A 26,760-nucleotide genomic window follows, 5' to 3' on the forward strand; every position below is an offset into this window, starting at 1 on the left:
GCGCCGCCCTCATTGCTCGCCCCTCAAATGCCGTGCAAGAAAGCGCTCGATCTTCCGATAAAGCTCAATATTGCTATCCTCGTTGATGAACCAGTGCCCTTCGCGCTCGTTGAGAAGATAGTCGCCCTCCCCACCGTTCGCACGCCCCCTTTCCACCACCATATCCGCCTGTGCCTTTGCGACACGCACATCGTTCGCGCCGTGAACCACCAAAAGCGGTTTGGAAATGCAATCAAGCCGGCTTACCGGCGAGCGCGCAAGCATGTCCCGATTCTGCGTCTCGATGTCCGGATCGCCCATGTAAGAAAGGTATGTGTTGATCAGCGTAGGCCGTACGAACGGGACGACTCCATCCACCAGCATCCGGAGATCGGACATGCCGGAGTAGGAGATGGCTGCGGCGAAACGCTCCGGCGTGAAGCTGGCGCCCACCAGCGCGGCGTAACCGCCATAAGAGCAGCCGTAGATCGACACCCGCGCCGGGTCGGCAATACCCTGCCCGATTAGCCAGTCGAGCCCGTCGATCAGGTCGTCATGCATGCGCCCGGACAACTCCCCTATCGCGGCTTGCATGAACGCCTTGCCATGGCCGGTCGAGCCGCGAAAATTCACCTGCAGCACGGCATAGCCGCGGTTGGCGAGAAACTGCACTTCCGGATCATAAAAGCACGCGTCGCGATACCACGGCCCGCCATGTACCAGAAGCACCGTGGGCAGCGCACGCGGCTCATTCCTGGCATCGAACCCGCCGGGCAGCGTGACATGGCACGGCAACGTCAATCCGTCGCGCGAAATCACGTCGATGGGTCGCACGCTCGCCAGCCGCTCGGTCGAGAGCGCTGAGAATCGCTCGCCAAGCACATGCGCTTCGCCGCTCTCATGTTCGTAAAACCATGTCGTACCGGGATGCCGGTCATCCCAAAATTCTGCCACCCACCGTCGCCCACCGGCATCGCAGGAAATGTACCCTATTTCCCCGTCTGACAGATGCTGTAAGCTGTCTAGCACGGCAGCAAAACGCAGGTTCAGCGGCCGTATCTGCTGTCTTTTGCCAAGGTAACGCACTGCCAGCAGCTCGCCTGTCACAGGATTGGTGATCAGGCTGGAGGGAAAGCGCGGGTCGGCCTCGGGCCGCGGCGTATCGAGGCTGCAATCGGGCTGGCTGTCGATCACCCTTTGCCTGCCCGTCGCAAGGTCGATGGCAGCAAGATAGGTATGGTCGCTGCCCGCGTTGCAGCCAACCAAGACGCTCTTTCCATCCGCCGCAACCATTAGCGGCATCGGCCCGATTGGCTGGTCGCGTCCGCTCAGCTTCGCCAACGTGGTGAAAACCCCATTCTCGTAACGAGCCAGTTCGTGGTCACCCTCGTCGTTGATGATGAAGGCATGCATCGGTCCGTTCGGTGTAACGATCCAGCGTACGAACCGGCCGGGATTCAGGGCAGCGACCCTGGTTTCAGCACTTTCGATATCGACCTCGTACAGGTCGATCAAACCCGGACTTTTGAGGTTCATCTGCACGAAAGCCTTACCTGGAAACGCGGCGGACAAGTCCAGTCCCATGACCCGCACGCCGGAATAGGGCGTCAAGTCGACAGTCCTAGCCTTCCCGCCCACCGTCTCTGCCCCGTCCGCCTCCACACGATAAAGGTGCCAGTTCTCGTCGCCCCGGGTGTCTTGTACAAAGAGAATGTAGCGAGCATCACGCGTCCAACTGAAGCCGTCAATATTGCGCGTGTCATCGCCGGTCAGTCGCCGCGCCGTGCCTTGTCCGACTGGCCGCACCCAGATATTCAACCGCCCACGCCAAGGCGCCAGATAGGCCACCAGCCGGCCGTCGGGCGAAATCTGCGCCCGCGAAAATTCTGGCGTTCCAAAAAGCGTTTCAATCGGGATGAGATCAGGTGCAGTCACGTCAAACCTCGCATCGTCGACGGCGCCATCGCTGGCCGCCACACTCAAACAATATCGACACACTGCCTGAACTATGACGTCGCGTCGGGGTCAACCGTGAAAGCCAGCCTGGTCCGGAATCACGCAATTTCTGCGTAACTGTGAGATTCCATATCGCTTTGGCGGGATCGCGCTTCGCTCTCGCAATTGAATGACTTGCCTAAACAGAAGGTACATCAAATGAGCAAAGCCTCCCAAGATCACATCGTCATCCGACGCCTGTTTGCCGAAACAATGTTCGCAGGCCTCCTTATCCTGACCGGTTGCCAGACACCGGAACAGGAACGCTACGCCGATTTCGACACCTGCTCGGGAATGGGCGCACGATACGGATCATCGTCTCATACGGCATGCATGCTCCAGCAGCAGCAGCGTCGTGACGACGCGCAACTACGGGCCCTTGAGTCAGCAAGGCTAAGCCAGATCATGGCAGAAGACGCGCGCCGGCAGCATGAGCGCATGAAAAGAGAGAGAGCCCGGGACTAGTTTCGAGTTCGGTGTGAGGCTCGAGCTGAGACGTTTGCGCGCCAGCCTCTCACCAGTGATGCGCCCTTTGCGTAAACCGCATCTGGTCGAAGCCAAAATACCGGAAAGCGGCGGCTCAATTGGATCTGATCTCCGTACCTCATAAGGGCCCGCGACGTGTTGAAGCCGCTTTCCGAGGCCGGACACACGCTGGCGACCGCACGCCTTTACCGAAGTCAGACTTTGCTTGAATTTGCCGGGGCGTCCAACACGTCGACCTGGCAGCATATTGCGAAAGCAGGCCGGGTGCTCACGCGGTCGCCCGGCCTTTCGGTTGCACGCGCAGAGACGGGCGACGGCGGGCGAGCCAGAGCCCTTCCTGGGTTTCAGAGATTGCGGGTGACCATATCGAGGTGGGACAGATGCTGGCGATGACCCGTTACATTGGCCTGTGTGATCGCCTCGAGCACCTGGTGACGATCGAGCGCGACCGCGAAGTCCGGCGCATCTGTGGTTCCGTCGCGGAGGTCGGCGGCGAGTTGGGCGTAGAGGCGGGCGACACCCGCCGCGGGCGCTTCGAGTTGCAGGTCGGGAGCCGCATATGCTGTTGGGACCTGTAGCTGCTGGACATGCGCGCTGCCGCGGCGCAACGTGATGGTCATATCACCGAAGTGGATGTAGCCCGACGCCGTCTCCACGCGCAGACTGCCTTCCGTGCCCTGGATCTCCCACACCAAGCCGGCGGACTGTCCGGCACTGTAATGCAGCGAAGTGACGATCCCGCCTTCGAGAACGCCGGCGACGATGATCTCGTCCGGCGCATCCTTCGGGAGGGACGAGCCATCCGATAGGCGGACGCCATCGCCGCGCTGATTGGCGGCGATGGCGGACAGGCTCTCGAATGCGCCGAGTACGTGCGCGAGCGGTTGGAGCGCGTGGCCGAGCATGATGCTTTGAAGCGTGGCGCCATTCTCTGCGCGAGCCATGTACTCGAACGGCGGGTCATATCGGCCGACCCACATGTCGTCGTTCAGATGCGCTCGGATGCTCGTGCTGAGCGGCATGCCGATCACGCCCTGCCGGACAAGGTCATGAAGGTAGCGGATCGGCGGGTGCAGGCCGCCCTGCAAGCCGATAACCGTGCGCAGCCGCCGTTCGCGAGCAAGCCCCTCCAGCGCTTCGGCTTCCGGTAGATTTCGCGCGAGCGGCCATTCGCAATAGACCATCTTGCCCGCGGCGAGCGCGTCGGAAACGATCTGCTTGTGATCCGGCACCTTGACCGCAACCACCACCAAGTCGACCTCCGGCCGAACGACCAGCGCCTGATGTGTGTCAAAGGCGAGATCGGCACCCAGTCGGCTAGCGGTCGCGTTCGCACTCTCCATACGAGTCGTGCTGACGGCGCGGATCTGGAACGCATCGAGCGCCCGCAGTGCCGGAACGTGCGCAATTCCGCCCCAGCCTCGATCGGCACTGGCGCCGACGATGCCGACGCCGATCCGGGTGTTTGCTGAATTGGTCATGTAGGCGTGCTCCTGTTTGGTGCAGCCCGGCAATGCTCGCCTTGCTGCGTCACATGGTTTCGTTTCCGGACAAATGCTTGGGCGCATAGCGAGTGACCAAGCATTGCCGTTCACGTTGCGGCTGCGTGGGTTTGAGTCCAGGTGACGCAAGCGCAGTGAGTTAAACGTGACTCCAGTGGGTCTCGAGTTCGCGCGCAACATCGGCCGGACGCTCGATCATCGGCCAATGCGAGGCGCGCAGCTTCACGACGGCGCGTGCGTGTGTGGCATTGCCGAGCTCGTCGGCGAAGCGGTGCGGCAGAAACGGATCGTTCAGACCCCAGATCACCAGCGCTGGCGCGGTTATGCTGCTCAGACCCGGCTTCCACTCCGCCCCGACCTCGATTGCGGAACGGTAAAGGGCGAGAATGCTTGCCCGCATAGTGGCATCGAGATGCCGAACCGATTCATCCGCCGCATCTTTCGGCATCTGCGCCTCGACGAGTTTCGCCGCAAATTCCTCGAGGTCGAGATCCTTCATCCAATGCTCGCCCTCACCTGGCGTCTGCCAGATCTTGGCGAGATAGTGCCACGGATATTCCGGATCAATCGGCCCACTAATGCCGGTCCAGGTCCGCACCAGATCCGGCCGGATCGACGTCAGACGGCCTGTCAGCAGGCAGCCCCAGTCGTGACCGACCAGATCTACGGGTTCGCCGATCTCATCGATCCGGTTGATCAGCCAGTCGAGATACTCTTCCTTTGTTGACCTGAAGTCCGATGGCAACGGATTACCGAAGCCGGGAAGATCGATCGTGATAATGTCACTGCGCTCAAGATGAGAGCGAACAGCGTCCCAGAGCCGGTGGGTGTCGGGTACGCCGTGGACGAGGACTGCAGGCATGTCGCGATCTCCTGGTGGTTGTTGTCAGGAGAATAGGGACATGGCGGCATCACGGAAGTCGGCGTCAGAGAAACCCGGCGTTGCTATTAGCGGAACCCTCGCCGTTGTGCGCTCTAAGCCGCGCCCCTTTTCCCGCGACGATAGTCACGCCAGCCGGTGTTGTCGCCCTCGAGATGATAGACCGTCGGTTCCCCCGAGAAGTATTCCTGTATGCCTCCCATGAACTGCTCATGGTCTTCGCTTGCTTCGAAGCCTGGAGTATGATCGTCAAGCGAGCGCCAGCGCACGATCAGATTGAATACCTCCGGCGTTTCGATCCCCTGGGCGAGAACATGACCGCGGTAACCGCGCGCACGCGTGAGCAGAGGAACAACGTCTCCGAACGCTTGCCTGAACTCGCTGATCTTGTTCTTACGGACAGGCAGCACAGCGATCTCATAAATCATGATTGCACCTTTGTGTGGGCCCGCGGGTCGATGGCAATCGCGATCTTACCGCGCAAACCGTTGTTTGGTTTCTCGAGCAACTCATGCGCGAGCGAAAGGTCGGTGAGCGAATAGACGGCGCCCACGTGCGGCCTCAGCTGACCGCGTTCCACCAAAATGCTAAGCTCGTTGAGCTTGCCTTGGTTCTGCCTCGTGAAGACGAAGTGGTAGCTCGCGTTCTTGCCCCATGCCTCAATGAGATTCTGCGGCTGTGCGATGTCCACGATCGAGACGACGCGACCGAGTTGTGCAAGCACCTTCGGGCTGTGGGACAATGTTTCGCCGCCGAGGGTGTCGAACACGACGTCTACTCCGAGGCCTCCGGTCTCCCGCATGATGGCGGCGACATAATCCTCTTTCCTGTAATCAATGACGGCGTCAGCTCCGACACTTCGCGCAAACTCGAAGTTTTCTTCGCGGACAGTCGTGTAGACCTTTGCTCCGATAGCTTTCGCAATTTGGATAGCGACATGCCCTACCCCTCCCGCGCCGCCATGGATCAATATGCTTTCTCCCACCCTCAGGGCAGCACGCGAGACGAGCGCTTCCCAGGCGGTTCCGCCAACCAGGCTAAGGCTCGCGGCCTCAAGATGGGTCAGCGAGCTGGGTTTGCGCCCGATGATGTTTTCGTTCGCAACGTGGTATTCGGCATAACTGCCTGGCCCGTCGAAGATCCGTGGCGTGTACCAGACCTCGTCCCCTGGAGCGAACATTGTTACCCCCGGACCGGTAGCTTCGACAACGCCCGATACGTCATGGCCGGTAATTGCCGGCAACGGTACCAGGTCGCGATAATCGCCTCGCCGAACTTGGTAGTCGAGGGGATTGATCGATGTGGCATGGACCCGTACCAAAACCTGTCCCGCCTTCGGAAGAGGCTTTGGAACTTCGACGAGATCAAAGGCTTCTGGACCGCCAAAGGATTTGAGTGACATCGCTTTCATTTTCAGGCTCCTCTTCTATCGAAGGTAATGATTCTGGTCGCCGGCGTCGGCGTGAGACGAGAAACATGCTCCGCCGTCGGAGCATTGCCGGTCTCAAAGCGTCCGCGTCGTTTCGATGTTCTTATGTGATTTATCTCGATTGCTTTCGGTAGCGGCCCAGATTAAGGATCACCTTCAAAAAAAAATTGAAAGTCGGCGAATGGACGTGGACGAATTAAATCTCTTCGTGCGGATTGCTCAACTGCGCAGCATCAGTGCCGCAGCTCGCGACTTGGGCCTGACGCCCGCCGGCGCTAGCGCCAAACTGTTGGTTCTCGAGCGAAAACTCAGTGCAAGGCTCGTCCACCGCACCACACGGCAAGCAACTTTGACTGAAGACGGTCTGGCATTCCTGCCGCATGCGGAACATATTGTCGCCGCTGCGGAGGCCGCCCGAGCGGCACTTGGGCGAGAGCAGGCGGCGCCTCGCGGCACATTACGAATAGCGGCCCCCGCCTCGTTCGCGCGAATGCATATTGTGCCGGGTCTGGCTGACTTCTGCAGGCAATATCCCGACTTGTCACTTGATTTGCGCATTTCGGACAGCATCGTTGATCTGGTTGAGGGTGCCTTCGATGTGGCGGTTCGTTATACCGAGCTCAGCGATTCATCCTTTGTCGCGCGGCGGCTTGCTCCCGACAATCGAGTGCTGGTCGCGTCGCCCGAATATCTCGAAAAACACGGCCGACCCAGCTCGCCCGATGACTTGGCGGAGCATACCTGCCTCGTCGTCGGCACGCTCGATCTCTGGACATTTCGGGGGAAAGGTTCGGTGGTGATCGAACGACGTGTTACTCCGAGTCTCCGCATCAATGACGGCACTGCAGTGCGCGATGCCGCTTGCGCCGGGCTGGGCATTGCGCTGATGGCCACGTGGTGCGCATCGGAAGAGCTACAGTCCGGCGCATTGGTGCCAGTCCTTCCGGAGTACCCGCTGATCTCAACCCAGACGCTTTGGGCGTTGTATCCCAGCTCTCGGGAACTGGCACCGAAAGTAAGAGTGTTCATCGACTGGCTCGTCAATCGGTTCGGCAATCAACCCTACTGGGATAAAGGGCTGGAAAAGATCCTCGATCACCGTCGATGATACGTGATTGTTGTCCGGTTCCGATGCGCGCGCGAACACGAGTTCATATGGAACGGTGCGGTTTTGCGCTTGAACGGCGGTGCTGCGCGCGCATTCCAGATCGAGATCGCAACGGTGAAACCACCGAAGGCGACCCCTTGTCTTTGATCGTGCCAAGCCACGAAGGCGCCTTGCAACCGTGTCGGTCAAGCCAGCCTTGAGCCGTTGCTCGTTGGTGAGGCGTCGAAATCGCTGGGGTTGGCGAAGCGAATTTTGCATTTCGCCCCGGCATTTTCAGGATGTGAAACCACCATCGGCCCGGATGTCGGCACCTGTTACAAATGAGGCTTCCGGACTTGCAAGGAATGCGACCACGCTCGCAATTTCCTGGGGCTTTCCATAGCGGCCCGCCGCGATACGCGAGATCTGCATAGCGGCAAACTCGCCATCAACAGGGTTCATGTCAGTGTCGGTTGGACCGGGATGCACCGTGTTGACTGTGATGCCGCGTGGGCCGAGGTCATGAGCCAAACTCCGGTTGAAACCAGCGACTGCCCCTTTGGTGAGGCCGTATGCTGACAGCCCAGACACCCCGGCATATTTCGTGATCGAACTGCCGATCTGTATGATCCGGCCGCCATCCTTCATATGACGTATGGCCTCCTGGGTGGCAACAAAAACGCCGGTTACGTTGACTGCGAGCATTGCCTGATAGTCATCGAAGGCGATTTCGTCGATCGGACCGGCAAAGGCAATACCGGCATTGTTCACCAAAATGTCGAGCCCTCCGAACTTATCAACCGTCGCGGCAACGGCGGCGCGTATCGCGTCCGGATCAGCGGCATCAGCGGCAATAGCCAGCGCGCGCGCGCCCGTTTTTTCTATGGCGGCAGCGACTTCCTCGGCCTTCGCAGGTGATCCGCGATAGGTGAAGGCAACCTGAGCGCCATCCGCTGCGAGACGCTGGGCGATTGATGCGCCGATAGATCGCGATCCACCCGTGACAAGTGCGATCTTGCCGCTCAGTGGAAGATATCGAGACGAGGTTAATTCAGTCATTTTATCACTCCTTTACGTGTCTTTGGAGTGATATATTTGCCCATCCCTGTCCTGGAATATTAGCATCATATCGGTTGGATCATCTTCAAGCATGTGTTGAATATGGGATATTCGACGCAGTCAAACGACCACGGTTTTCAAAGAAGCTAACAAGGCGTGTGGACTTTAGCCGAGACTACCTGCAAACCGCGCACTGAGGCGCTCGCGACGGAAATATTCAGTATAGAAGTCGATGAAAGCGCGTGTTTTTAGCGGTTGGAGCACGCGGCCTGAGTAGTAGAGCGAGATAGATCCGGCATCGGCATACCACTTCGGAAGGACACGTTCGAGCGCGCCACTTTCCATATGCGGCAGCACATCGGGTACAGCCAACAATGCAATGCCCAACCCCGCGATTGCCGCCTGCACCATGGGCGCGGCGTCGCTCATCACAATCGTCTCGTTGAGGAGCGCGCGCTCTTCGCGTCCTTGAGCGTCCCGCATCATCCACTGCCTGACCCGGCCCGAATTCGAGGACCGCATCAAGATTCCGGCATGATCAGCCAGATCGGCGGGGCTGGCCGGCCGGCGACGTGCAACAAAATAGCTGGGCGATGCGACCGCGATAACGTGTACGGGGGCGAGCGTCGTGGAAACGATGCCAAGATTGAGTTCGAACCCACCGCCGATCGCGGCGTCGAAACCCTCGGCGATAAGATCGACCTTGCGGCTGTCAAAATGCCAATCAGGTCGGACGCCTGGATAACGGGCCAGAAAGTCGGGCAATGCGGGGAGAACGTATCCCATCGCGAACGACAAACTCATGCTGAGCTTCAAAACGCCGACGGGCTCGCCCTTCGTTTGTGATGCCCCGTCGATTGCCCCCTGAAGGTGGTTCAGGCTGTCGCCGATGCTTGCCAGAAACGACTCCCCCGCCTCGGTCAAGGTCAACTTCCGCGTTGAGCGGTGAAACAGCCGTATGCCGAGGTTGCGTTCGAGCATTGCAACATTCCGGCTGACTGCGGCCGGGGTGATCGAGAGACGCCGTGCAGCCCCAGAAAAGCTGCTCGCTTCTGCGCTTCGAACAAACGCTTCGAGGTTTGCCAGTGTCTCCATAAAACGTAACCTTCAAACATTGATTGAAACTAAAACAATTCATCTATGACTTATGCTGCGTGTATTTGCCAGCCATATTCCGGTTCAACAGCAGCGCCGGTTTTCCGCAACGCCAACCGCATCAGGCCCGGGATGCCGCGGAAAAAATTACCGTGCAGACAGAATTCTCACGAACCGTAAAGGAGTGGGTCATGACAGTTGGAATTATCGGAGCCGGCAATATCGGGGGCGCATTTGCCACTGCGCTCGGCAAGGCAGGAATCGAAGCCGTGATCGCAAACAGCCGAGGACCGGAAAGCCTCACGGCGCTTGTTTCAGAGCTTGGAGGCACAATCCGGGCTGGAAGCGTCCAAGAGGCTGCGGCGCAAGGCATCGTTCTCGTGGCAGTCCCGTGGTCAAAGATACCTGGCGCGCTCGCCGGTTTGAACTTCGACGGAAGGATCGTAATCGATGCCAACAACTCCATCGAACCGCCGCTTTACAGGCCGGCGGACCTTGGCGGCCGCACCTCTACGGATATTATCACCGCCCTTGTGCCAGGCGCGCGCATCGTCAAGGCGTTCAACCACCTGACGCCAAGCCAACTGTCGGGCGAGCCCCACTCGGAAGGAGGCAGGCGCGTCCTGTTTTACTCGGGCGACGATATGAGGGCGAAGGCTGAGGTCGCCGCCATCATTGATCGCATCGGCTTCTTCGGGATCGATCTCGGTGGGCTTGCGGTCGGCAGCCAGCTGCTTCAGTTCCCTGGCGGTCCCCTGCCCGCTCTCAATCTCGTCAAGTTCGACTGAACACCGCTGCGCTCCATCCGTCTGCAATCGGAGCGCCGCGCGCCATCTGAAACCCGGAGACAATATCGTGACAAGATTCATTCAAATGCAGTCGACGGGCGGACCGTTGGTTTTGCAGGTTATCGAGAAAGACCTGCGCGCGCCCCGTGCTGGCGAGGTGAGGCTCATTCAAGACGCGATTGGCCTCAACTTCGTCGATACGATGATACGGAAAGGCCAGTATCCGATGGCGTTGCCAGCGGTTCCCGGTTTTGAAGCGGCCGGCACGATCACCGAGGTCGGATCCGGCGTCGAGGGGCTATCGGTCGGCGACCGGGTCGCCTACTTCTTTTCGGAAGGCGCCTATGCCACCGAGAGGATCATTCCGATAGCGCCGCTCATCCGCCTGCCTGCCGATATCTCGAACGAGACTGCGGCGACGTTCCTGGCGAAAGGTGCGACGGCCTGGATGGGGATGCGTGGTCTCCACTATCTCAAATCTGCCGAGACGGTGCTGGTACTTGGGGCATCGGGAAGCGTAGGCGCTATCCTGTCTCGCTGGGCAAAGTCGCTGGGCGCAACCGTGATCGGCGTTGCGGGATCGCGGAACAAGTTCGACAAGGTCGCGGCCGGTGCCACCCATGCCTTCCACGCTGGCGAGCCAGACATCGCCGCCAAGATCCGTGCGATCGCACCTGACGGTGTCGACGTCGTCTATGATTTGGTCGGCCGGGCGACCTTCGCTCTGGGCGCGTCGAGTGTCCGTGATGGTGGTGTGATTGCGGCGATTGGAGCCGCGACGGGTCAGCCAGCGCCGACCCCCGATCTTGTGCGACGGGGGGTAGATGTCCGCAGCGGTGGAACCCCTCAATATGTCAGGGGACCAGCAGTTGAGACCGCAACTTCCGAGCTATGGGACGCGCTGCGCTCAGGCATTTTCGATGATCTCGAAACCACCCGCTATCCGTTTGATGAGATAGCCCGAGCGCATGACGACATGGACAATCGCCGCTTGGGCGGTCTGCCGGTCCTGATCGCTTGAACCGAAAATAATCGTACGGCGGCAGGCCGCACGATGCCCTGCGCAATTCGGCCGGGCGAACATTTCCCCTATCGATACTGAAAGGAATGATCGATGAGTGAACTAGCAGGTAAACGTGCGCTCGTGACCGGAGCGTCCCGCGGCATTGGCGCCGCGATAGCGATAGCTCTGGCAGAAAAAGGCGCCGACGTCGCGATCACGTACGAACGCGCCGCTGATCGGGCAGCGCAAGTCGTCGCAACAATCGAAGGCAAAGGCCGAAAGGCATTGGCTATCCAGGCTGACAGCATGGACCCAGAGGCGGTCAAGCGGTCGGTTGATCAAGCGGCGCAAGCGTTAGGCGGCCTCGACATATTGGTGAACAATGCGGCTATCGCGATCTACAAGGATGTGGCGGATTTCACCGTTGCCGAGATCGATGCTCTATTCGCTGTCAACGCTCGCTCCCCGATCCTGGCATCGCAAGCCGCGATGCCTTATCTTGGCAAAGGTGGCCGGATCGTCACAATCGGCTCCGCAGGCGCAGAACGCATTGTCGGACCATCGACGGTTTATTCAATGACCAAATCGGCACTTCAATCGTTCACCCGCGGACTGGCGCGAGAACTTGGTCCCCGTGACATCACTGTCAACCTCATTCAGCCGGGATCAACCAACACGGAAATGAACCCGGCCGAGGGCGAGTTCGGAGATTTCCAGCGTGCCCTAATACCGCTCGGCCGGTACGGCGAGCCGGAGGATGTCGCGGCTGCGGTAGCGTTCCTCGCATCTGGCGCGGCCCGGCAAATCACCGGAACCATCCTGACCGTTGATGGCGGCACGCTGACCTAAACACACTCCCGCGGGTCCACGATGTAAACATAGGAGAGTGGGAGCTAACTGGATACTACCACCTACTAGCTCTCCTTTCTCATTCCACTTTGCACCATCATAGCGTGGTCGAACCGAGTGTAGGTCGCATTTCTTTCAAGAGCGAACCGGCCCGGCGCGCTGGGAGTCGAGTCACAGCGGCGGCCCCCTTTCGCCGCGCTTTTGGACACCACCCGACGCGGCATCCCGGAGCAGCTTGGACGTCACAACGCTTCGATCACGGAGCTTGCCGAGAAATTCCACATTACCCTCACGGGCATGAAGAAGCACGTCGACGTCCTGGAGCAAGCAGGCCTCGTCACCACGGAGAAAGTCGGCCGGGTGCGGATCTGCAAGTTCGGCCTGCTCGGACTGAAGGAAGAGGGGGCATGGATCGAGAGACAATATGCTGAGATTCGTGAATCAAGCAGTTCAACCATGTCACTGCGCCAGCACGGCCAAGTTCGATTTCCCTTTCACTTACAATTGCCAAGGGATGACGGCTGTGGGGTTCGCGCCCTGCAAATGCTCACTGGCATGACCTCTGATCAGGTCGCGGCCATGGTGGATTGGGGCGACAGGTCGGTCCATTATACGCGGTGGGATGACCTCTGCCGGGTGTTGAGGTCGCTCGGCTGGCCTATCGGCGCGCCGATAAGAACCAGCGATTGGAGTGATATTCAAGGTGTGGCCGTCGTCCACGTCAATGGGGACCATTTCCTGCTCTATGACTCGGTCAATCGTCTGTTTTACGATCCAGGAGAACCGCAGGGGCCGGCTGTGGTTACCAGCCATAGTCCAACCAGCTATCTGACGGTTCAGCCTGGGGAACGTGCGCCGGATCGATGAAATGGCCACTTCGGGCTGATCCTGGTCAACAGGTCCGGTCGGTAATCTACTGATTTTGCGCGTTTTACGATGGATTGCCGACTGTCAATCAGGAGGTCTCGTTCGAACTATAAGGCTTTGATCAACGCCGAGTGGTCTTTGTTGCCCAAGCCCCTTTCCAGCGCGCCATTCATCAACTGATGAACCATCGCAGTGTTTGGCAGCATGAGCTCCAGCAGACGCGCCGACTCAAGCGCGAGCGATATGTCCTTGTGATGCAAACTTATGCGAAAGCCGGGCTCGAATGTTTCGTTGATCATCCTTTCGCCGTGAACCTCCAGTACGCGGGACGCAGCAAAGCCACCCATCAACGCCTTGCGCACGCTGGAGGGGTCCGCTCCGGCTTTCTTCGAAAAGCGAAGGGCTTCCGAAACGGCCTGAATATTTAGGGCGACAACAATCTGGTTGGCGACCTTTGCAACCTGACCGTTTCCCACATCGCCGATCAGGGTGATGTTCTTGCCCATTTTTTCGAACAACGGCCCGGCGCGCTCGAAGACATCCGGTTTGCCGCCAACCATGATGGTCAGCGATGCGGCCTTTGCGCCAACTTCACCACCCGATACTGGCGCGTCGAGATAATCACATCCCATTGCCTCGATACGCGCAGCAAAATCCTTAGTCGCAATTGGTGAAATCGAGCTCATGTCGATGACGAGCTTTCCCGTATCAAGGCCGTGTGCGACGCCATTGTCACCGAAGAGAACGTTTTCCACATCGGGCGTGTCCGGCAGCATCAAGATCACGATGTCGGCGCTGCGCGCTACCTCCGCAGCCGAACTGCAGGCTGTCGCACCGCTTTCAACGAGGTGGTTCGACACGGGTTTGACCCTGTGAAGATAAAGCTCATGTCCGGCATCGATTAGATGCTGCGCCATCGGGCGGCCCATGACGCCCAGTCCGATAAATCCTATTTTCATGGCTTAATCCTCCTGTTGATATGCTTTCAACCAGCCAAGGCCTGCACTGGTGGTCGACGCCGGTCGATATTCGCAGCCGACCCATCCGTCGTAACCAAGTTCATCCAGACGCTTGAAGATGAAATCGTGGTTGATCTCGCCCGTCCCCGGCTCATGCCGTCCGGGGTTATCGGCGATTTGAACGTGGCCGATTTTGTCGTGCAGGCGCTCGAAGGTTGCGACGAGATCGCCCTGCATGATCTGCATGTGGTAGAAATCATACTGTATCAGCAGGTTGGTATGCCCGACACGGTCCATGATCCGCTCGGCCTGATTGGTGTTGGTGACGAAATATCCGGGTATGTCGCGAGTGTTGATGGGTTCGAAGACAAGGGCAATTCCGGCATCTGCCAGATGCTGCGCCGCGTGCCTGAGATTGCCGACGAGTGTGTCTTCCAGAACCTGTGGATCGACACCGGGCGGTTGTATACCGGCCAGACAATTGATCTTTCGGCATCCCAGAACTTTTGCATAGCGGATCGCCGTTTGCACGGACGTCTCAAATTCGGAGACCCTCTCCGGCAGGCAGGCGATGCCGCGCTCGCCTGCGGTCCAGTTGCCGGGCGGCAGGTTGAACAGGGCCTGCGTCAGATTGCACCTCTTGAGCTCCGCTGCAATCGTCTCTGCGGCCTCCTCGTAGGGGCTGACATATTCCACTGCCGCAAAGCCATCGGCAGCAGCAGCGGCAAGCCGTTCCATGAACGGATGTTCGGTGTAAAGCATGGACAGGTTGGCGGCGAATTTCGGCATCGGCAATGGCCTCAAACTTGGTCTGCGCGCAGGCGGTGCAGCATGCGCTTGTTGCGGGGATCGGGGTTCGGAACGGAAGAGATCAGTCGCTTCGTGTAGGGCTGTGACGGCGTGGTGCAGATGGTTCCCGCATCGCCCACCTCGACGATCTTGCCTTTGTGCATGACTGCGACGCGGTCGCAGAAATAGCGTACCACCGAGATATCATGAGAGATGAAGATGAAGCTGAGATTGAGCTGATTTTGAATGCTGAGCAGCAGGTCGAGGATCTGGCTTCGGATCGAGACGTCGAGAGCCGAGGTCGCCTCGTCGGCGACGATGACCTTCGGGTTGACGGCAAGCGCCCTTGCGATGCCGATCCGCTGGCGCTGACCGCCGGAAAAGGCATGCGGGTATCTTTCCATCGCCAGGGGATCGAGTCCGACGTTTTGTAAAAGTTCGGCAACGCGCGCCTCTACCGCTTTGCCGGACATGCCACCGGCGATGACCAGAGGATCGCCAATGATTTGCTTGACCGTCATGCGTGGGTTGAGCGACGCAAATGGATCTTGAAAGATGAGACGCACATCCTGATGGTAGCGGCGCAGATCAACTTTGCCCAGCGACGTGACGTTGATCGGTGCCGCATCGGTTTTTTCGCGATAGGCGATCGTCCCGGAGGTCGGCTCGACGATGCGCAGGATCATTCTTCCAAGCGTGGTTTTGCCCGAGCCGCTTTCGCCGACAATGCCAAGATTTTCGCCGGCAAACAGGTCGAGATTTGCGTGATCCACGGCCACCAGCCCGCGACCGCCTCCCCGCGAAAACAGTCCGGACGGTGCGCCGTAGATTTTGGAAAGATTGCGCACCGACAGGATCGGAGACACGTTGGCCGTCAGTGACGCTGGCAGCGTGCGCATGGCTGCTCCGCTTTCAAGCTTTACCGTCGCTTCTAGCAGCTGCCGCGTGTAGGGGTGCTTGCTGGCATGGAAAATCTCGTCCACCGGCCCTTTTTCGACAATCTTGCCAAAGCGCATGACGGCGACCTCATCGGCGACTTCGGCGACGATACCCATGTCGTGGGTGATGAGCAGCATCGCCATGCCGCGCTCGACCTGCAGCCGCTTGATGAGGTCGAGGATTTCGGCCTGCGTCGTCACATCCAGCGCGGTCGTCGGCTCATCGGCGATCAGGACTTCCGGGTCGCAGGCCAGCGCCATGGCAATCATCGCCCGCTGGCGCATTCCGCCGGAAAACTCGAAGGTATACCGGCCGGCCATCAGTTCAGGTTGCGGTATTTCCACCTGCCGCAGCAGTTCGATACAGCGCTCCCGCGCCTGCTTCTTCGACACGCGTCGATGCAAACGCACGGCTTCGATGATCTGTGAGCCGATGGTATGGACCGGCGAAAGCGAACTCATCGGCTCCTGAAAGATCAGACCGATCCGCCGACCGCGAACGGCCAAAACTTCGCGACTGCTTGCGGAAAATTTCGCGATGTCGACCGGTCCGTTCGGTCCATTGAGGACGATCTGGCCGCCTGTCATATGTCCGGGCTTGTCGATGATCCGCATCAGGGCACGGGCGGTCACCGACTTGCCCGAACCGCTTTCGCCCACCAGCGCAAGCGTTTTTCCGTGTTTGAGGTCGAAACTGACATTGCGAACGGCATGGAGCACATGGGTCCTGAGATGGAAATCGATGGACAGGTCTTTGACCGCCAGCAAAGTTTCGGGCTTCGTCATCTCACTTCCTCTCAGCTATCGTAGGGGTCGGCTGCATCGCGCAGGCCATCGCCGAAGAAATTGAAGGACAGCACAGCCAAGACGACCGCGAGGCTGGGCCAGATCAGCAGCCATGGGGCAGTGGCAACCGTGCGCACGTTCTGTGCGTCCTGCAGCAGTACACCCCAGCTGACGACCGGCGGTTTCAATCCCACACCGAGAAACGACAGCGAGGTTTCGGCGACGATCATGGTGGGAATGGCAAGCGTCACCACCGCCAGAATGTGGCTGGTCAGCGATGGCAGGATGTGGCGGAATATGATCCGCCGTTCCCCGGCGCCGTCCAGCCGTGCAGCCGTCACGAAATCATCGCCGCGCAGTGCGAAGAAGCGTCCCCGCACCTCACGCGCCAAACCGGTCCAGCTCAACAGCGAAACAATAAGGGTGACGACAAAGTACACCGATAACGGCGACCAGTTGAGGGGGATGGCGGCGGCCAGCCCCAGCCAGAGCGGAATGGTCGGCATGGCGCTGACGATCTCGATGATGCGTTGAATGAGTGTATCCACCCAGCCACCGTAATAGCCGGATACCGCGCCCATCACGACGCCGAGCGTCAGCGAAATGGCAACGCCGACGAGGCCGATGGACATGGAGACACGGGTTCCATAGATCAGGCGGCTCATGAGATCTCGTCCCAGCCGATCCGATCCCAACAGATACATCGGGTCGCGGGCGTCAAGCGGCCCAACCAGATGCCTTTCCATTGGGATAATGCCCCACAGCTTGTAAGGCGCCCCTTTGACGAAGAATCCGATAGGAATGATTTTCGTGTCATCGACAACGAAGCTGCGGCGAAGGGCTTTCGGCTCGATCTCGATCTTGTATCCCTTCACGTGTGGCAGAAATTGCGAGCCACCATCGGCGGCCGGTGCAAACAGAGCGATGCGCTGAGGCGGCGCGAAGGTGTATTGTGGGCGCGACGTGTTCGGCAGGCCCGGCGCCAGAAACTCGGCAAAGGCTCCGATGAGATAGAGCAACAGAATGATGCCTGCGGCAACGGCGGCGACCTTGTGGCGGAAAAAGCGCTGACGGATGAGCGTCCATTGCCCCGCGGCTTCCAGGCTTGCCACCTTGCGGCCGGACTTCAGCGGGCTGATGGCAGGGCCGGTCTCCAGCGCGACGGTTGGATTCTGGTTGATCGACATGGCCACCCCTCAATTGAACCGTATGCGGGGGTCGAGAACAGCAAGCAATATGTCTGAAATCAGCATGCCCACCAGTGTCAGCACGCCCATCAGGAGAATGAAACTTCCGGCCAGATACATGTCCTGACCGACCAGCGCCCGCAACAGAAGCGGTCCGGCCGTTGGAAGGTTCAGCACGATGGCCGTGATGGTGACGCCGGAAACGAGGTCGGGCAGCACCCAGCCGATCGAACTGACGAAAGGGTTGAGAGCGATGCGGACGGGGTATTTCACGATGACCTTGCGCTCGGGCAAACCCTTGGCACGGGCCGTGATGACATAGGGCTTGCTCAATTCGTCCGACAGGTTTGCCCGCAGAATTCTGATCATGGCGGCAGTGCCCGACATGGCGATGACGATCACCGGTATCCACATATGGCTGAGCATGTCCTGGAATTTTGCGATGCTCCACGGCGCATCTACGAAGGCGGGGGAAAATATCCCGCCAACGCTTTGCCCTAAAAACCGGTAGCTCGCATACATCAGCGTGAGCGCCATGATGAAGTTCGGAACGGCCAGCCCTATGAAACCGAGGAGCGTGAAGGCATGGTCGCCGAAGGAATGGCGCCTGACCGCGGAATAGATCCCGATCGGAAGGGATATCGCCCAGACCAGGAGAAGACTTGCCAGCGAAATCAGCAACGTTGAACCCATCCGGTCCCAGATCAGGGTCGATACCGGTTGGTTCCACTCGAAGGAATATCCGAAATCGCCACGGGTCAGTATTCCGCTGATCCAGACGAAATACTGGACATAGACCGGTTGATCGAGACCATATTGCGCGCGCAGGCGCGCAATCGTCGCCTCGTCCAGATTCTGCCCGCCATCGGCCATGGTGGAAAGAAGCGAGGTCAGATAATCACCGGGTGGCAACTGAATGATCATGAATGCTATCAAGGACATGCCGAACAGGGTCGGCATCATGTAAAGAACGCGCTTCGCCACATATGTCAGCATGGGTTCCTCCCGCTACATGCTATCCGGCTTATGATTGCCAGGTCAGATGAACCGTCTCGAGGTCCCGGATGGAAGGCACGGTGATTTCTGCACGGTTGCCGACGATCTTGCAGGACGCATTCTCGTTTTTCACCAGCAATTTCACCGAGGCCGACGTGCGACCCTTCGGCAGATCGATCGATAGCGTCTGTTCGCCGATCGGGTAGACCTCCCGCAAGGGGCCCTTCATCATCATCGGGTTGGTAAGGTTGACGAGGAAGACCGCCATGGCATCTTCGTTTTCATAAACGGCGATGTCGATGATGCCCTTTCCCTCGACCGTCACACGATGGTCCTGACCAAGAGCCCAGGTCACAGCGTTTGCGATCAGCCTGCCATGATCGGGTGCAAGCACCTTCCAGAAGACCTCGCCGATGTTCCATGGAATGTAGACCACGCGACCTCCATGGCCTGTCTCACGCGCTACCACGGCAGCGCCGCTCGGAGCTTTACGTGGGTAGACTTCCTCCATGGGCAGATCTGGAAAATCGGGAACGTAAAGGAACGGCGTTTCAGCATCCGAATTGGCATCGACTGCAATCATGTGAGTGCCGCCAATGATGCGCGCAGCCCCCTCGTAACCCTCGTTCAACGGGTGCGGATCGGACAAGGCGACATAGGTGTTCTTGACAGGCCCGCGAGGTGCGGAAGTCAGCGAGGCACCGAAGACATTCGACAGGCCGAAATCATCGCGCCGCTTGCCGGCTTCATTATAGAGAGAGGTTTCATGCGCGGCCACGACCGACCCGCCGCGCTGCACATACTGCTCGATGGCCGCGCATTGGTCGTCAGACAGATAGGTTGCATTGGCCAGAATGATGAGCTTGAACCGATCCAGCGCATCCGGGGTCATGACCTGATCGGAAAGAAATTCGAACGGAATGCGTGCTTCCACCAGCGCATGATAAAAGCCGAGATCATTATGTTCGGCAATATGACGCTGCTCCGGTGCCCAGTGCCGCAGCGTCGTTGACGGATCGATGATGGCGATTTCGGCGGTTGGCTGCATGCCCTCCAGATGCGGCTCGACGTCTGCATGGAGATTGAAGGCTTCCGCAACGGGCCGCACCCAGCGGTCGTCGGGAACACAGGCATTGAATTTGGTGAACCACGGGAACAGGCCCTGCGCCATGCCATCGTGAATCCAGAGCTTGATTTCCTCGGCGCTCTGGACGGAATCCTTCCATCGATATTCTTCTTCGGGGCCTATGGAGGTGATGAGGCCTACGGGCCGGTCGCGGAACGTTCCACGAATACGTTTGCCGTTACGCCCGGCAGACCAGCCGACTTCCACGCCCTGGCGCGCCTGATGGTCGACGAACAGGATCGGGCAATGCTTCTGAATGAGCGAAAGGTCGAATTCCATCAGCGACGACCCGCTCATATTCGGGATGAAGCTGGCATGGGGACGGATGGATTTGACCGTCTCGTCCCAATAGACCACGAGTTCGGTGAGAATGCGTCTGCGCCATGCCGCCCAAGCCTGCCACGCCGGATCGGTCGCATCCGGTTTCAACGGCAAATCAAAGCCTGTTTCCTGCCTGAAGCGTTTGCGATTGTCTTCGCTGTAGGACACGCCATGCCCCTGCCAGCGGTTGGCAAACACGGCATCGACGTCATATTTGGTCACGACTTCGCGAATGACATCGGTAGTGAAGTCGCGATTATAGCTTCCCAGTGCATCGGTGACGTAGATGCCGGGAAATGCCCAATGCTCACGCGGGCTTCCATCCGCATTGATAGCGACCCATTCGGGATGGGCCTTTGCCACATCCGCATGGATCGCGTGCGGGTCGACACGCGCCATGACGTGCATTCCCAACTTGCGTGCGCCTTCAACGATGGTTCCGAACGGATCGGTATCGCCAATGAAGCTCGATACATAATGAAGGGGGATTTCGCTCGGGTAATAGGCGATATAGCCGCCAGCCGAAAGGCAGACCGCATTCGACTTGGTGCGTTTGAAGACATCGATCCAGAATTCAGGGTCGTATTTTGCCGGGTCGTCCTCCGCAAAGGTCAACTGCGTCCAGCGGGTGGCGGATTTGAACCATTCCGGAGAGCGAACGGCAGCTTCGGATAGGACGTTCGGTCGATGCAACATGTGGTCTCCAATGACAATAGAATGCCGTCGCGCCAATCAGGCGCGCTTGAAACGGTTTGATGTGCCCATCCCGGTTCAGTTGGTGCCGGGACGGGACGGCGGGATCAGGCCTTGAAAAAGGTTTCTGGGTTGGCGGGGCCGGGCGTCGGATATCCCCACGAATTCGGCATGGATTTGGGAACGTTCTGCATATCGTTCTTCACCACGCCGTAGCTGTCGCTGGGCAGGCACACGCCGAAGACGTAAAACTGGTCGGCAGCGATCTCCAGTATTTCCGCCATCAGCTTTCGCTGCACCTCCGGGTCCGGCGAGCCCAGCACACGGTCATAACGCGCCAATGCATCCTTGACCGGCTGCGGCGGCTCGACCGCACCCTTGGACACTGGATCGCGGTACCACAGTTGCCATCCCTTGGCGTACAGAGCCTCGGTCGTGTTGGGAATGAAATAGCGCGGGTCGAGAATGGCTGCGATGCCGCCATTGCCGCCGAAGCGGTGTGCTGTCGCGTCATAGTCGATGCCTTGACGCACCCGCACCTCCCACAGCGAACGGTCCATGCTTCGCATCTGCACGTCGACGCCCACCGCATGAAACATCGGCAACGCCAGCTGAAAGATGTCGAGGAAGGTGGTTCGGGCCTGATCGATCTCGAATATGACCGTCACCCGCTTGCCGTTTTCATCCTGCCGGAAACCTTCCCCGTCTTTGTTGGGAAGGATTTTGTCGAGCAGGGCATTGGCCGCATCGGGATCGTATTGGGTGAATTGCGTAGCCAGACGTTCATTGTAAAGGGGGTCTTCCGCCCGCACGGCCGGTTGTGAGATCGTTCCCTGGCCGATGAACACCGTGTCGATGATCGCCTGACGGTCCAGCGCCATCGAAAGCGCTGCCCTGAAATCTTTGTTGCCGTAGAGCTTGCGCTTGGCTTCATCCGGATGGTTGAGGTTGAGCTGGAACACCATCTCGTTGGTTTCGGTCGATGTCAGCGTATACAGGCCGAACTGACCCTGTTCCTGCGAATCGTAAAGCACGGCCCGATTGGCTGGCGTGGCGATATACTGATCCATCAGATCAATTTCGCCCTGCATCGCCTTCAACAGCAAGACCTGCGCATCGGCGACCATCTGGTAGACAATGCGATCGATGTAAGGCAGTTGATTTCCCTCGGTGTCTATCTTCCAGTAGAACGGGTTGCGCTCGGCAACGGCGCGGTCGGTGCTTTGTCCCGGTGCGACCGACATCTTCCAAGCATGGATGACGGGGCGCTGCGAATTCTGGAAGAACTCGTTGTCCACGACGAGGCCCGCCTCGCGCTGGAACAGCTGAATCCAGCCGGACGCGCCCTTGGCCTTGGCTTCCTGTTCGGCGTTGGGGTTGTATTTGATGTGGAACTGCTTGAGATAATGTTTCGGCGCGCGGGTCGTCTGGTCGTCATTGGCCCATGCCAGCCGCAGCGGAAACAGACCGTTGGGCGCAGCGAAAATCACCTTGAACGTGACATCGTCCACGGCTTCGAAGCGGGCCTTTTTTCCGCCCGCGCGCAGATGGTTCTGGCCGATATCGTTGAGGCCCTCGTAATCGAAGATGTCCTCGTACCAGAACATGATGTCTTCGGTGGTGAACGGTTCGCCATCCGACCACTTCATGCCTTTGCGCAGCCTGAAGGTGAACTCGGTGGCATCGGCGTTGCTCTCATAATGCTCTGCGACATTCGGTACCACGCCCGACCAGTCCGGCCTATATCGCAACAGGGGCTCGTAAGCCTGGTATCGGAACAGCATGGACAGGGACCCGCCGCCCACGATCGCGCTGTTCCAGTCGCCGCCGTGCGTTCCGACGCGGTCAAGCGGTGTGACGACCAGCGGGTTGAGCGGCAGGCGGTCTGTAACGGCGGGCAGCTTACCCTCCTTGACCATGGCATCCAGCATGGCGGGGTCTTTGACGGTGCTCGTCTGCGCAAAGGCTTGCAGAGCGGGCAATATGACGGCAGCGGTGCTCGCAGCGAGAAACGCGCGACGATTGAACCCTTGCATTTGTCTTCTCCTCCAGTCACGCATCGCGGAATTGCCTCTCCTCCTCAGGATCGATCCCGCAATTTTTGCACGGCTGCGTCGCTAAAAAAGACAGCTTGCATGTCCGTATTTGTTTAGCTTGTATTATGTTATTTGTTAGGTAAAGCGTTATGTTGAATTTTATTTCGTGCGCGGCATCACAATGCGAGGAGGAGTTATGCGCAAAGTGACATTGCAGGACATCGCCAATCACACCGGCTTGTCAAAATTTGCCGTTTCGTGCTCGCTTTCAGGAAAAGCCGGGGTCAGCGAGGCGACACGCAAACGCGTCGAGGACGCCGCTGCCATGCTGGGCTACCAACGGCCAAAGCCCGCCGACGAGCAGCGCGAGATCACGTTAATCTTCCACGATCAGGTAGATAGCGTCAGCTACGAGTTGCGGACGATGCTGCAGGACGGCATGCAGAAGGAGGCGCAGCGGCTGGGCCAGACGGTGCGATTGCAGTGGACACATGACGCCCACAGGGTCGAGGCGGTGGTGCAGGATAGCGCCGGCATCATTCTCGTTGGGCCGCATGAAGAGACGATATTGCAAATCGTAAAAGCATCCGGCGTGCCGTCGGTTCGACTAGGATGGGTGTCTCCCCTCGAGCAGGCAGATCATGTTGGCGGCACTGATCACGAAGCGGGAATCGCTGTTGGGGATTATCTGTTCGGGCTTGGTCATCGGGACATCGCCTTCGTTCAGGGCAAAGAAGGTTATCGCGGACGTATGGAACGATATCACGGTCTACGTGAAAGTCTGGGCCAATACCCCGATGCAAGGTTGCACGATTTGCGCTTTGACGAAGATGGCGGGTTCATCCCTGCGCTACGAAGTCTCCAAAACGCCGGGATCGCGCCGACTGCCCTGTTTTGCGCCCATGACGGACTAGCGCTCACCGCTGTTTCGGAACTCCTGGCGCGTGGTTACCGCATTCCAGAAGACATATCCGTTGTAGGCTTCGGCGACTTTTCTGCCGCAACCCAAATTTCCCCTCACTTGACAACAATCAAGGTACAGGGCGCAGAAATGGGCGCGACAGCCATGCGGCTACTTTTGGAGCGCATCGACACACGAGGTCAGCCGGTCCTCGCAAGGCGCATACTTATCGCATCAACCTTTGTCGAGCGGAGGTCCTCAGGCGTCGCCCCGAGACATCCGAAATGGTTGACTGCCGTCGAGTGATGAAAGTTAATCGCCTTGATGGGATATGAACTACCCACCCAGCGATTACGCGATCTGACATTTTATGGACGGCAACAGACCTGCGAAGCCTGTCGAACCGGGCAGAACGCGGAGAGAAGGTCCAGGAGCTGAACATCAAACGGCCTCAATGGCAGGATATGCAACAACATGACCGCGATGGCGCGCCCGAAGGTGGCGAGACCATTAGCAGATAGCCTGCGTCAGTCGCCGTCGATTATTCCAATATTATGACCTTTGAGGAGCGAGCCGTTTCAAGGCCCGGATCGTTTATTGAATTCACCCACCCGCCCGATTATCGCTGCTGCCGCGAACACCGCTTCCGAGAGCCTGAAACGGCGATATGGGCAGCATATGCTGCTTGCCTCTAAGAGTGCCCGGGCCAGCGATCACGTCGAGGCAGAAAACCGTTCTCGACATCCCGACCATGTTTATCGCAATGCAGCCCCACAGAAGGCAGGCCATCAACAATGATCACGGACACGATTTCCAGTGCGCCAGAAGCCTCGGACGAAAAAGCCTGGTTGAAGGTCCTTTCCAAGTATCGCACACCCCATGCGGGCCGGAGCATCTTCGAACTGACGGTAACTGCTATACCCTTCGTTGTTTTCTGGGTGCTGACTTGGCTTGCGGTGCACTTGGGTATTTGGTGGGGTCTGATCCTGATCGTTCCCGCCGCCGGGTTTCTACTCCGCCTGTTCATGATCCAGCACGACTGTGGCCATGGCTCCTTCTTCGCTCGCCGTCGCTTCGATGATTGGACCGGGCGCGTTCTCGGCGTACTCACCCTCACTCCCTATGACTATTGGCGCAAGGCACACGCCGCCCATCATGCGTCCACGGGCAATCTCGATGAGCGCGGAATTGGTGACATCACCACTCTGACGGTGAGCGAATATTACGCCCGTTCCTGGTGGGGACGGGTTGCATATCGCCTTTATCGGCATCCGTTGGTCATGTTCGGCATAGGGCCGGCCTGGCTTTTCCTGTTTCAGCAACGCCTGCCATTCGGTATGATGCGCGACGGCCCCCTTCCCTGGATATCGACTATGGTTACCAACATTGCTGTGGCGGCGCTTGCGACGCTGCTGATCTGGGCAGTCGGTCCGGTACCTTTTCTTGTCGTTCACCTGCCGATCGTTCTTTTGGCCGGTTCCATCGGCATTTGGCTCTTCTACGTGCAGCATCAGTTCGAGGAAACGCACTGGTCGAAAGAAACGGAATGGCGGTTTCCGAAAGCTGCCTTGCATGGCGCCTCCCACTATGATCTGCCGCTTGTCCTGCGCTGGATAACTGGCAATATTGGCGTCCACCACGTGCACCATCTTTCAAGCAGGGTGCCTTACTACCGCCTGCCCGAGGTTCTGCGAAACCATCCGGAACTGCGCAAAATCGGCAGAATCACGCTGTGGCAAAGCCTGCGATGCGTGAAGTTGGTACTGTGGGACGAGCGGAGCCGGAAGCTGGTTTCGTTTCGCCAAGCCGCCTCCGTCGCCGACGCGCTATAAAGCACGTTCGGTGATTTCATGCAGCGGCTCCTGCCGGCAGAATGACAAAGCCGGTGCCGGGTGCCGCGCGTGGACGATTAGGAAGCCACAGGACCTGGAAACTCCGAGATTTCCACCCTGTCCCGTCCATTCGCTTTCGCCCGATAGAGCGCGGCATCAGCACTCGACAACAAGCGTTCGACACTGATTGCTCCAGTTTCAGGCGATAGCGAAAGTCCGATGCTCGCTGTCACTTTTACAAGGCGGCCGTCACTCAGACCAATCGGAGTTCCAGCGAGTGCTTCCCGGATGCGCTCTGAGACCCGGATGGCATCAGGTTTCGGGCAATGCGGGATCACCACCGCGAATTCCTCGCCACCGACACGGCCGAAGGCATCACCGGGACGAAGACAGTTTCGAACACGCTGCGCGAATGACATCAGCACCTCGTCTCCAGCAGCATGTCCATAGTTGTCGTTCACCGCCTTGAAATGATCGCCGCGCACCACGAACCATGCGCCCGCCAGCATCACCATTACCTGCACGAAGCGCATCGACAAGTAGGAGAGCGACATGGACGCCGCCATCACCTTGTAGGCTTGCAGCTTCGTCTCCAGGTAATTGCCGTTGTTCTGCGCAAAAAGCGCCCGTTCATGGTCCTCGTTGGTAAACGCCTGCACGACGCGAATGCCGCCGACATTCTCCTCGATCCGGGCGTTGAACTCCCCCCCCGGCCATAAAGCGCATGCCAGGTCGCAGTCATGCGCCTGCCATAAAACGTGGAGACGATCGCGGTGACTGGAACAATCGTCACCGTGATCAGCGCCAGCGGCACATGCACCCACATCATCAGCGCGAATGCGCCGATCAGTGTCATGACAGCGATGAACAAGTCTTCTGGCCCGTGATGGGCGATCTCCCCGATTTCCTCCACGTCCTTGGTCAGCCTTGCGACCAAGTGGCCAGTTTTGTGGTTGTCGAAGAAGCCAAAGGAGAGCTTTTGCAGATGATCGAAGGCTTATGGTTGTCGGGGCTGGCGGCACGGCGGGCGAAATCATCGCCGCCGCTCGGCTGGAACCGCAATGGTCTTTTGTCGCCGTCGATCCTTCAGCGCCGATGCTTGACCTTGCACGCGAACATCTGGTCAGGGCCGAGGTGTCTGACCGGGTGGAGACGGTTCTCGGAGCCGTCGCCGATC

22 protein-coding genes and 2 pseudogenes are annotated in these 26,760 nt (G+C 58.9%); 8 read left to right on the forward strand and 16 right to left on the reverse strand.

Annotation, left to right across the window (positions count from 1 at the left end; genetic code table 11):
• Window positions 1-9: 9 nt before the first annotated feature.
• The gene (locus ASB65_RS15895; protein WP_060724648.1) at window positions 10-1,914 is read right to left on the reverse strand and encodes a S9 family peptidase; all 1,905 of its coding nucleotides are present in this window, start codon (window positions 1,912-1,914) and stop codon (window positions 10-12) included.
• A gap of 219 nt (window positions 1,915-2,133) precedes the next feature.
• Between ASB65_RS15895 and ASB65_RS15900 the strand changes: the two genes are divergently transcribed.
• The gene (locus ASB65_RS15900; RefSeq protein WP_060724625.1) at window positions 2,134-2,439 is read left to right on the forward strand and encodes a hypothetical protein; all 306 of its coding nucleotides are present in this window, start codon (window positions 2,134-2,136) and stop codon (window positions 2,437-2,439) included.
• A gap of 365 nt (window positions 2,440-2,804) precedes the next feature.
• Here ASB65_RS15900 and ASB65_RS15905 read toward each other — a convergent pair whose 3' ends face one another.
• The 4 genes from ASB65_RS15905 to ASB65_RS15920 form a co-directional block, all read right to left on the reverse strand.
• Window positions 2,805-3,941, reverse strand: coding sequence for a Gfo/Idh/MocA family protein (locus ASB65_RS15905; protein ID WP_060724626.1), 1,137 nt, complete (start codon window positions 3,939-3,941; stop codon window positions 2,805-2,807).
• Window positions 3,942-4,101: 160 nt separating this feature from the next.
• The gene (locus tag ASB65_RS15910) at window positions 4,102-4,824 is read right to left on the reverse strand and encodes an alpha/beta fold hydrolase (protein WP_060724627.1); all 723 of its coding nucleotides are present in this window, start codon (window positions 4,822-4,824) and stop codon (window positions 4,102-4,104) included.
• A 113-nt stretch (window positions 4,825-4,937) separates the two neighbouring features.
• Window positions 4,938-5,270, reverse strand: coding sequence for an antibiotic biosynthesis monooxygenase family protein (locus ASB65_RS15915; RefSeq protein ID WP_060724628.1), 333 nt, complete (start codon window positions 5,268-5,270; stop codon window positions 4,938-4,940).
• Window positions 5,267-6,253 carry a zinc-dependent alcohol dehydrogenase family protein gene (locus ASB65_RS15920; protein ID WP_060724629.1) on the reverse strand — a complete coding sequence of 329 codons (987 nt, stop codon included), beginning with the start codon at window positions 6,251-6,253 and terminating at the stop codon, window positions 5,267-5,269. The genes ASB65_RS15915 and ASB65_RS15920 overlap by 4 nt, the downstream gene beginning before the upstream one ends.
• A 199-nt stretch (window positions 6,254-6,452) precedes the next feature.
• Here ASB65_RS15920 and ASB65_RS15925 point away from each other — a divergent pair, with 199 nt between their 5' ends.
• Entirely contained in the window at window positions 6,453-7,379 is a 927-nt protein-coding gene (locus ASB65_RS15925) for a LysR family transcriptional regulator (RefSeq protein ID WP_060724630.1), read from the forward strand.
• A 273-nt stretch (window positions 7,380-7,652) separates the two neighbouring features.
• Here ASB65_RS15925 and ASB65_RS15930 read toward each other — a convergent pair whose 3' ends face one another.
• Together ASB65_RS15930 and ASB65_RS15935 are read right to left on the reverse strand one after the other, a co-directional pair.
• Complete coding sequence (locus ASB65_RS15930) at window positions 7,653-8,417, reverse strand: 3-oxoacyl-ACP reductase family protein (RefSeq protein WP_060724631.1); 765 nt, start codon at window positions 8,415-8,417, stop codon at window positions 7,653-7,655.
• Between the two features lie 165 nt (window positions 8,418-8,582).
• The gene (locus ASB65_RS15935) at window positions 8,583-9,512 is read right to left on the reverse strand and encodes a LysR family transcriptional regulator (RefSeq protein WP_060724632.1); all 930 of its coding nucleotides are present in this window, start codon (window positions 9,510-9,512) and stop codon (window positions 8,583-8,585) included.
• Between the two features lie 152 nt (window positions 9,513-9,664).
• Between ASB65_RS15935 and ASB65_RS15940 the strand changes: the two genes are divergently transcribed.
• The 4 genes and pseudogenes from ASB65_RS15940 to ASB65_RS28265 form a co-directional block, all read left to right on the forward strand.
• Window positions 9,665-10,300: an NADPH-dependent F420 reductase gene (locus ASB65_RS15940; RefSeq protein WP_376905345.1), complete on the forward strand. Its 636-nt coding sequence runs from the start codon at window positions 9,665-9,667 to the stop codon at window positions 10,298-10,300.
• Between the two features lie 67 nt (window positions 10,301-10,367).
• Entirely contained in the window at window positions 10,368-11,321 is a 954-nt protein-coding gene (locus tag ASB65_RS15945; RefSeq protein WP_236734560.1) for a zinc-binding dehydrogenase, read from the forward strand.
• Window positions 11,322-11,414: 93 nt separating this feature from the next.
• Window positions 11,415-12,152 carry an SDR family NAD(P)-dependent oxidoreductase gene (locus ASB65_RS15950; protein WP_010974439.1) on the forward strand — a complete coding sequence of 246 codons (738 nt, stop codon included), beginning with the start codon at window positions 11,415-11,417 and terminating at the stop codon, window positions 12,150-12,152.
• Between the two features lie 159 nt (window positions 12,153-12,311).
• Window positions 12,312-12,569 (forward strand): annotated as a pseudogene (locus ASB65_RS28265) (helix-turn-helix domain-containing protein); the annotation flags it as partial.
• 557 nt (window positions 12,570-13,126) lie between these two features.
• Here the strand turns inward: ASB65_RS28265 and ASB65_RS15965 are convergent.
• The 7 genes from ASB65_RS15965 to ASB65_RS15995 all read right to left on the reverse strand — a co-directional run bounded on the left by ASB65_RS15965 (window position 13,127) and on the right by ASB65_RS15995 (window position 22,850).
• Window positions 13,127-13,978, reverse strand: coding sequence for a 2-hydroxy-3-oxopropionate reductase (locus tag ASB65_RS15965; protein ID WP_060724634.1), 852 nt, complete (start codon window positions 13,976-13,978; stop codon window positions 13,127-13,129).
• A gap of 3 nt (window positions 13,979-13,981) precedes the next feature.
• Complete coding sequence (gene otnI, locus ASB65_RS15970; protein WP_060724635.1) at window positions 13,982-14,767, reverse strand: 2-oxo-tetronate isomerase; 786 nt, start codon at window positions 14,765-14,767, stop codon at window positions 13,982-13,984.
• Between the two features lie 11 nt (window positions 14,768-14,778).
• Window positions 14,779-16,491, reverse strand: coding sequence for an ABC transporter ATP-binding protein (locus tag ASB65_RS15975; RefSeq protein WP_060724636.1), 1,713 nt, complete (start codon window positions 16,489-16,491; stop codon window positions 14,779-14,781).
• Between the two features lie 11 nt (window positions 16,492-16,502).
• Window positions 16,503-17,678, reverse strand: coding sequence for an ABC transporter permease (locus ASB65_RS15980; RefSeq protein ID WP_060724637.1), 1,176 nt, complete (start codon window positions 17,676-17,678; stop codon window positions 16,503-16,505).
• 9 nt (window positions 17,679-17,687) lie between these two features.
• Entirely contained in the window at window positions 17,688-18,674 is a 987-nt protein-coding gene (locus ASB65_RS15985) for an ABC transporter permease (RefSeq protein ID WP_060724638.1), read from the reverse strand.
• 28 nt (window positions 18,675-18,702) lie between these two features.
• Window positions 18,703-20,817, reverse strand: a complete 2,115-nt coding sequence (locus tag ASB65_RS15990) for a family 10 glycosylhydrolase (protein WP_060724639.1) — start codon at window positions 20,815-20,817, stop codon at window positions 18,703-18,705.
• 104 nt (window positions 20,818-20,921) lie between these two features.
• Complete coding sequence (locus tag ASB65_RS15995; protein ID WP_060724640.1) at window positions 20,922-22,850, reverse strand: ABC transporter substrate-binding protein; 1,929 nt, start codon at window positions 22,848-22,850, stop codon at window positions 20,922-20,924.
• A gap of 196 nt (window positions 22,851-23,046) precedes the next feature.
• Between ASB65_RS15995 and ASB65_RS16000 the strand changes: the two genes are divergently transcribed.
• Both ASB65_RS16000 and ASB65_RS16010 read left to right on the forward strand, forming a co-directional pair.
• The gene (locus tag ASB65_RS16000) at window positions 23,047-24,057 is read left to right on the forward strand and encodes a LacI family DNA-binding transcriptional regulator (RefSeq protein WP_060724641.1); all 1,011 of its coding nucleotides are present in this window, start codon (window positions 23,047-23,049) and stop codon (window positions 24,055-24,057) included.
• Between the two features lie 488 nt (window positions 24,058-24,545).
• Window positions 24,546-25,583: a fatty acid desaturase gene (locus tag ASB65_RS16010; RefSeq protein WP_060724643.1), complete on the forward strand. Its 1,038-nt coding sequence runs from the start codon at window positions 24,546-24,548 to the stop codon at window positions 25,581-25,583.
• A 77-nt stretch (window positions 25,584-25,660) separates the two neighbouring features.
• Here ASB65_RS16010 and ASB65_RS28915 read toward each other — a convergent pair whose 3' ends face one another.
• Complete coding sequence (locus ASB65_RS28915) at window positions 25,661-26,071, reverse strand: GGDEF domain-containing protein (protein WP_245301394.1); 411 nt, start codon at window positions 26,069-26,071, stop codon at window positions 25,661-25,663.
• Window positions 26,057-26,580, reverse strand: a pseudogene (locus ASB65_RS28920) (ABC transporter ATP-binding protein); the annotation flags it as partial. The gene ASB65_RS28915 and the pseudogene ASB65_RS28920, both read right to left, overlap by 15 nt.
• Window positions 26,581-26,760: the final 180 nt, after the last annotated feature.

Origin of the sequence: Agrobacterium tumefaciens str. B6 (assembly GCF_001541315.1) — a bacterium.
GTDB lineage: Bacteria > Pseudomonadota > Alphaproteobacteria > Rhizobiales > Rhizobiaceae > Agrobacterium > Agrobacterium radiobacter.

Bases quoted from the DNA above. Each gene is read 5' to 3' on its own strand.
- ASB65_RS15905 (WP_060724626.1), bottom strand. From the start codon at position 3,941: ATGACCAATTCAGCAAACACCCGGATCGGCGTCGGCATCGTCGGCGCC.
- otnI (WP_060724635.1), bottom strand. From the start codon at position 14,767: ATGCCGAAATTCGCCGCCAACCTGTCCATGCTTTACACCGAACATCCG.
- ASB65_RS15900 (WP_060724625.1), top strand. From the start codon at position 2,134: ATGAGCAAAGCCTCCCAAGATCACATCGTCATCCGACGCCTGTTTGCC.
- ASB65_RS15930 (WP_060724631.1), bottom strand. From the start codon at position 8,417: ATGACTGAATTAACCTCGTCTCGATATCTTCCACTGAGCGGCAAGATC.
- ASB65_RS16000 (WP_060724641.1), top strand. From the start codon at position 23,047: ATGCGCAAAGTGACATTGCAGGACATCGCCAATCACACCGGCTTGTCA.
- ASB65_RS15915 (WP_060724628.1), bottom strand. From the start codon at position 5,270: ATGATTTATGAGATCGCTGTGCTGCCTGTCCGTAAGAACAAGATCAGC.
- ASB65_RS15920 (WP_060724629.1), bottom strand. From the start codon at position 6,253: ATGAAAGCGATGTCACTCAAATCCTTTGGCGGTCCAGAAGCCTTTGAT.
- ASB65_RS15985 (WP_060724638.1), bottom strand. From the start codon at position 18,674: ATGCTGACATATGTGGCGAAGCGCGTTCTTTACATGATGCCGACCCTG.
- ASB65_RS15990 (WP_060724639.1), bottom strand. From the start codon at position 20,817: ATGTTGCATCGACCGAACGTCCTATCCGAAGCTGCCGTTCGCTCTCCG.
- ASB65_RS15950 (WP_010974439.1), top strand. From the start codon at position 11,415: ATGAGTGAACTAGCAGGTAAACGTGCGCTCGTGACCGGAGCGTCCCGC.
- ASB65_RS15975 (WP_060724636.1), bottom strand. From the start codon at position 16,491: ATGACGAAGCCCGAAACTTTGCTGGCGGTCAAAGACCTGTCCATCGAT.
- ASB65_RS16010 (WP_060724643.1), top strand. From the start codon at position 24,546: ATGATCACGGACACGATTTCCAGTGCGCCAGAAGCCTCGGACGAAAAA.
- ASB65_RS15965 (WP_060724634.1), bottom strand. From the start codon at position 13,978: ATGAAAATAGGATTTATCGGACTGGGCGTCATGGGCCGCCCGATGGCG.
- ASB65_RS15995 (WP_060724640.1), bottom strand. From the start codon at position 22,850: ATGCAAGGGTTCAATCGTCGCGCGTTTCTCGCTGCGAGCACCGCTGCC.
- ASB65_RS15935 (WP_060724632.1), bottom strand. From the start codon at position 9,512: ATGGAGACACTGGCAAACCTCGAAGCGTTTGTTCGAAGCGCAGAAGCG.
- ASB65_RS15910 (WP_060724627.1), bottom strand. From the start codon at position 4,824: ATGCCTGCAGTCCTCGTCCACGGCGTACCCGACACCCACCGGCTCTGG.
- ASB65_RS15980 (WP_060724637.1), bottom strand. From the start codon at position 17,678: ATGTCGATCAACCAGAATCCAACCGTCGCGCTGGAGACCGGCCCTGCC.
- ASB65_RS15925 (WP_060724630.1), top strand. From the start codon at position 6,453: ATGGACGTGGACGAATTAAATCTCTTCGTGCGGATTGCTCAACTGCGC.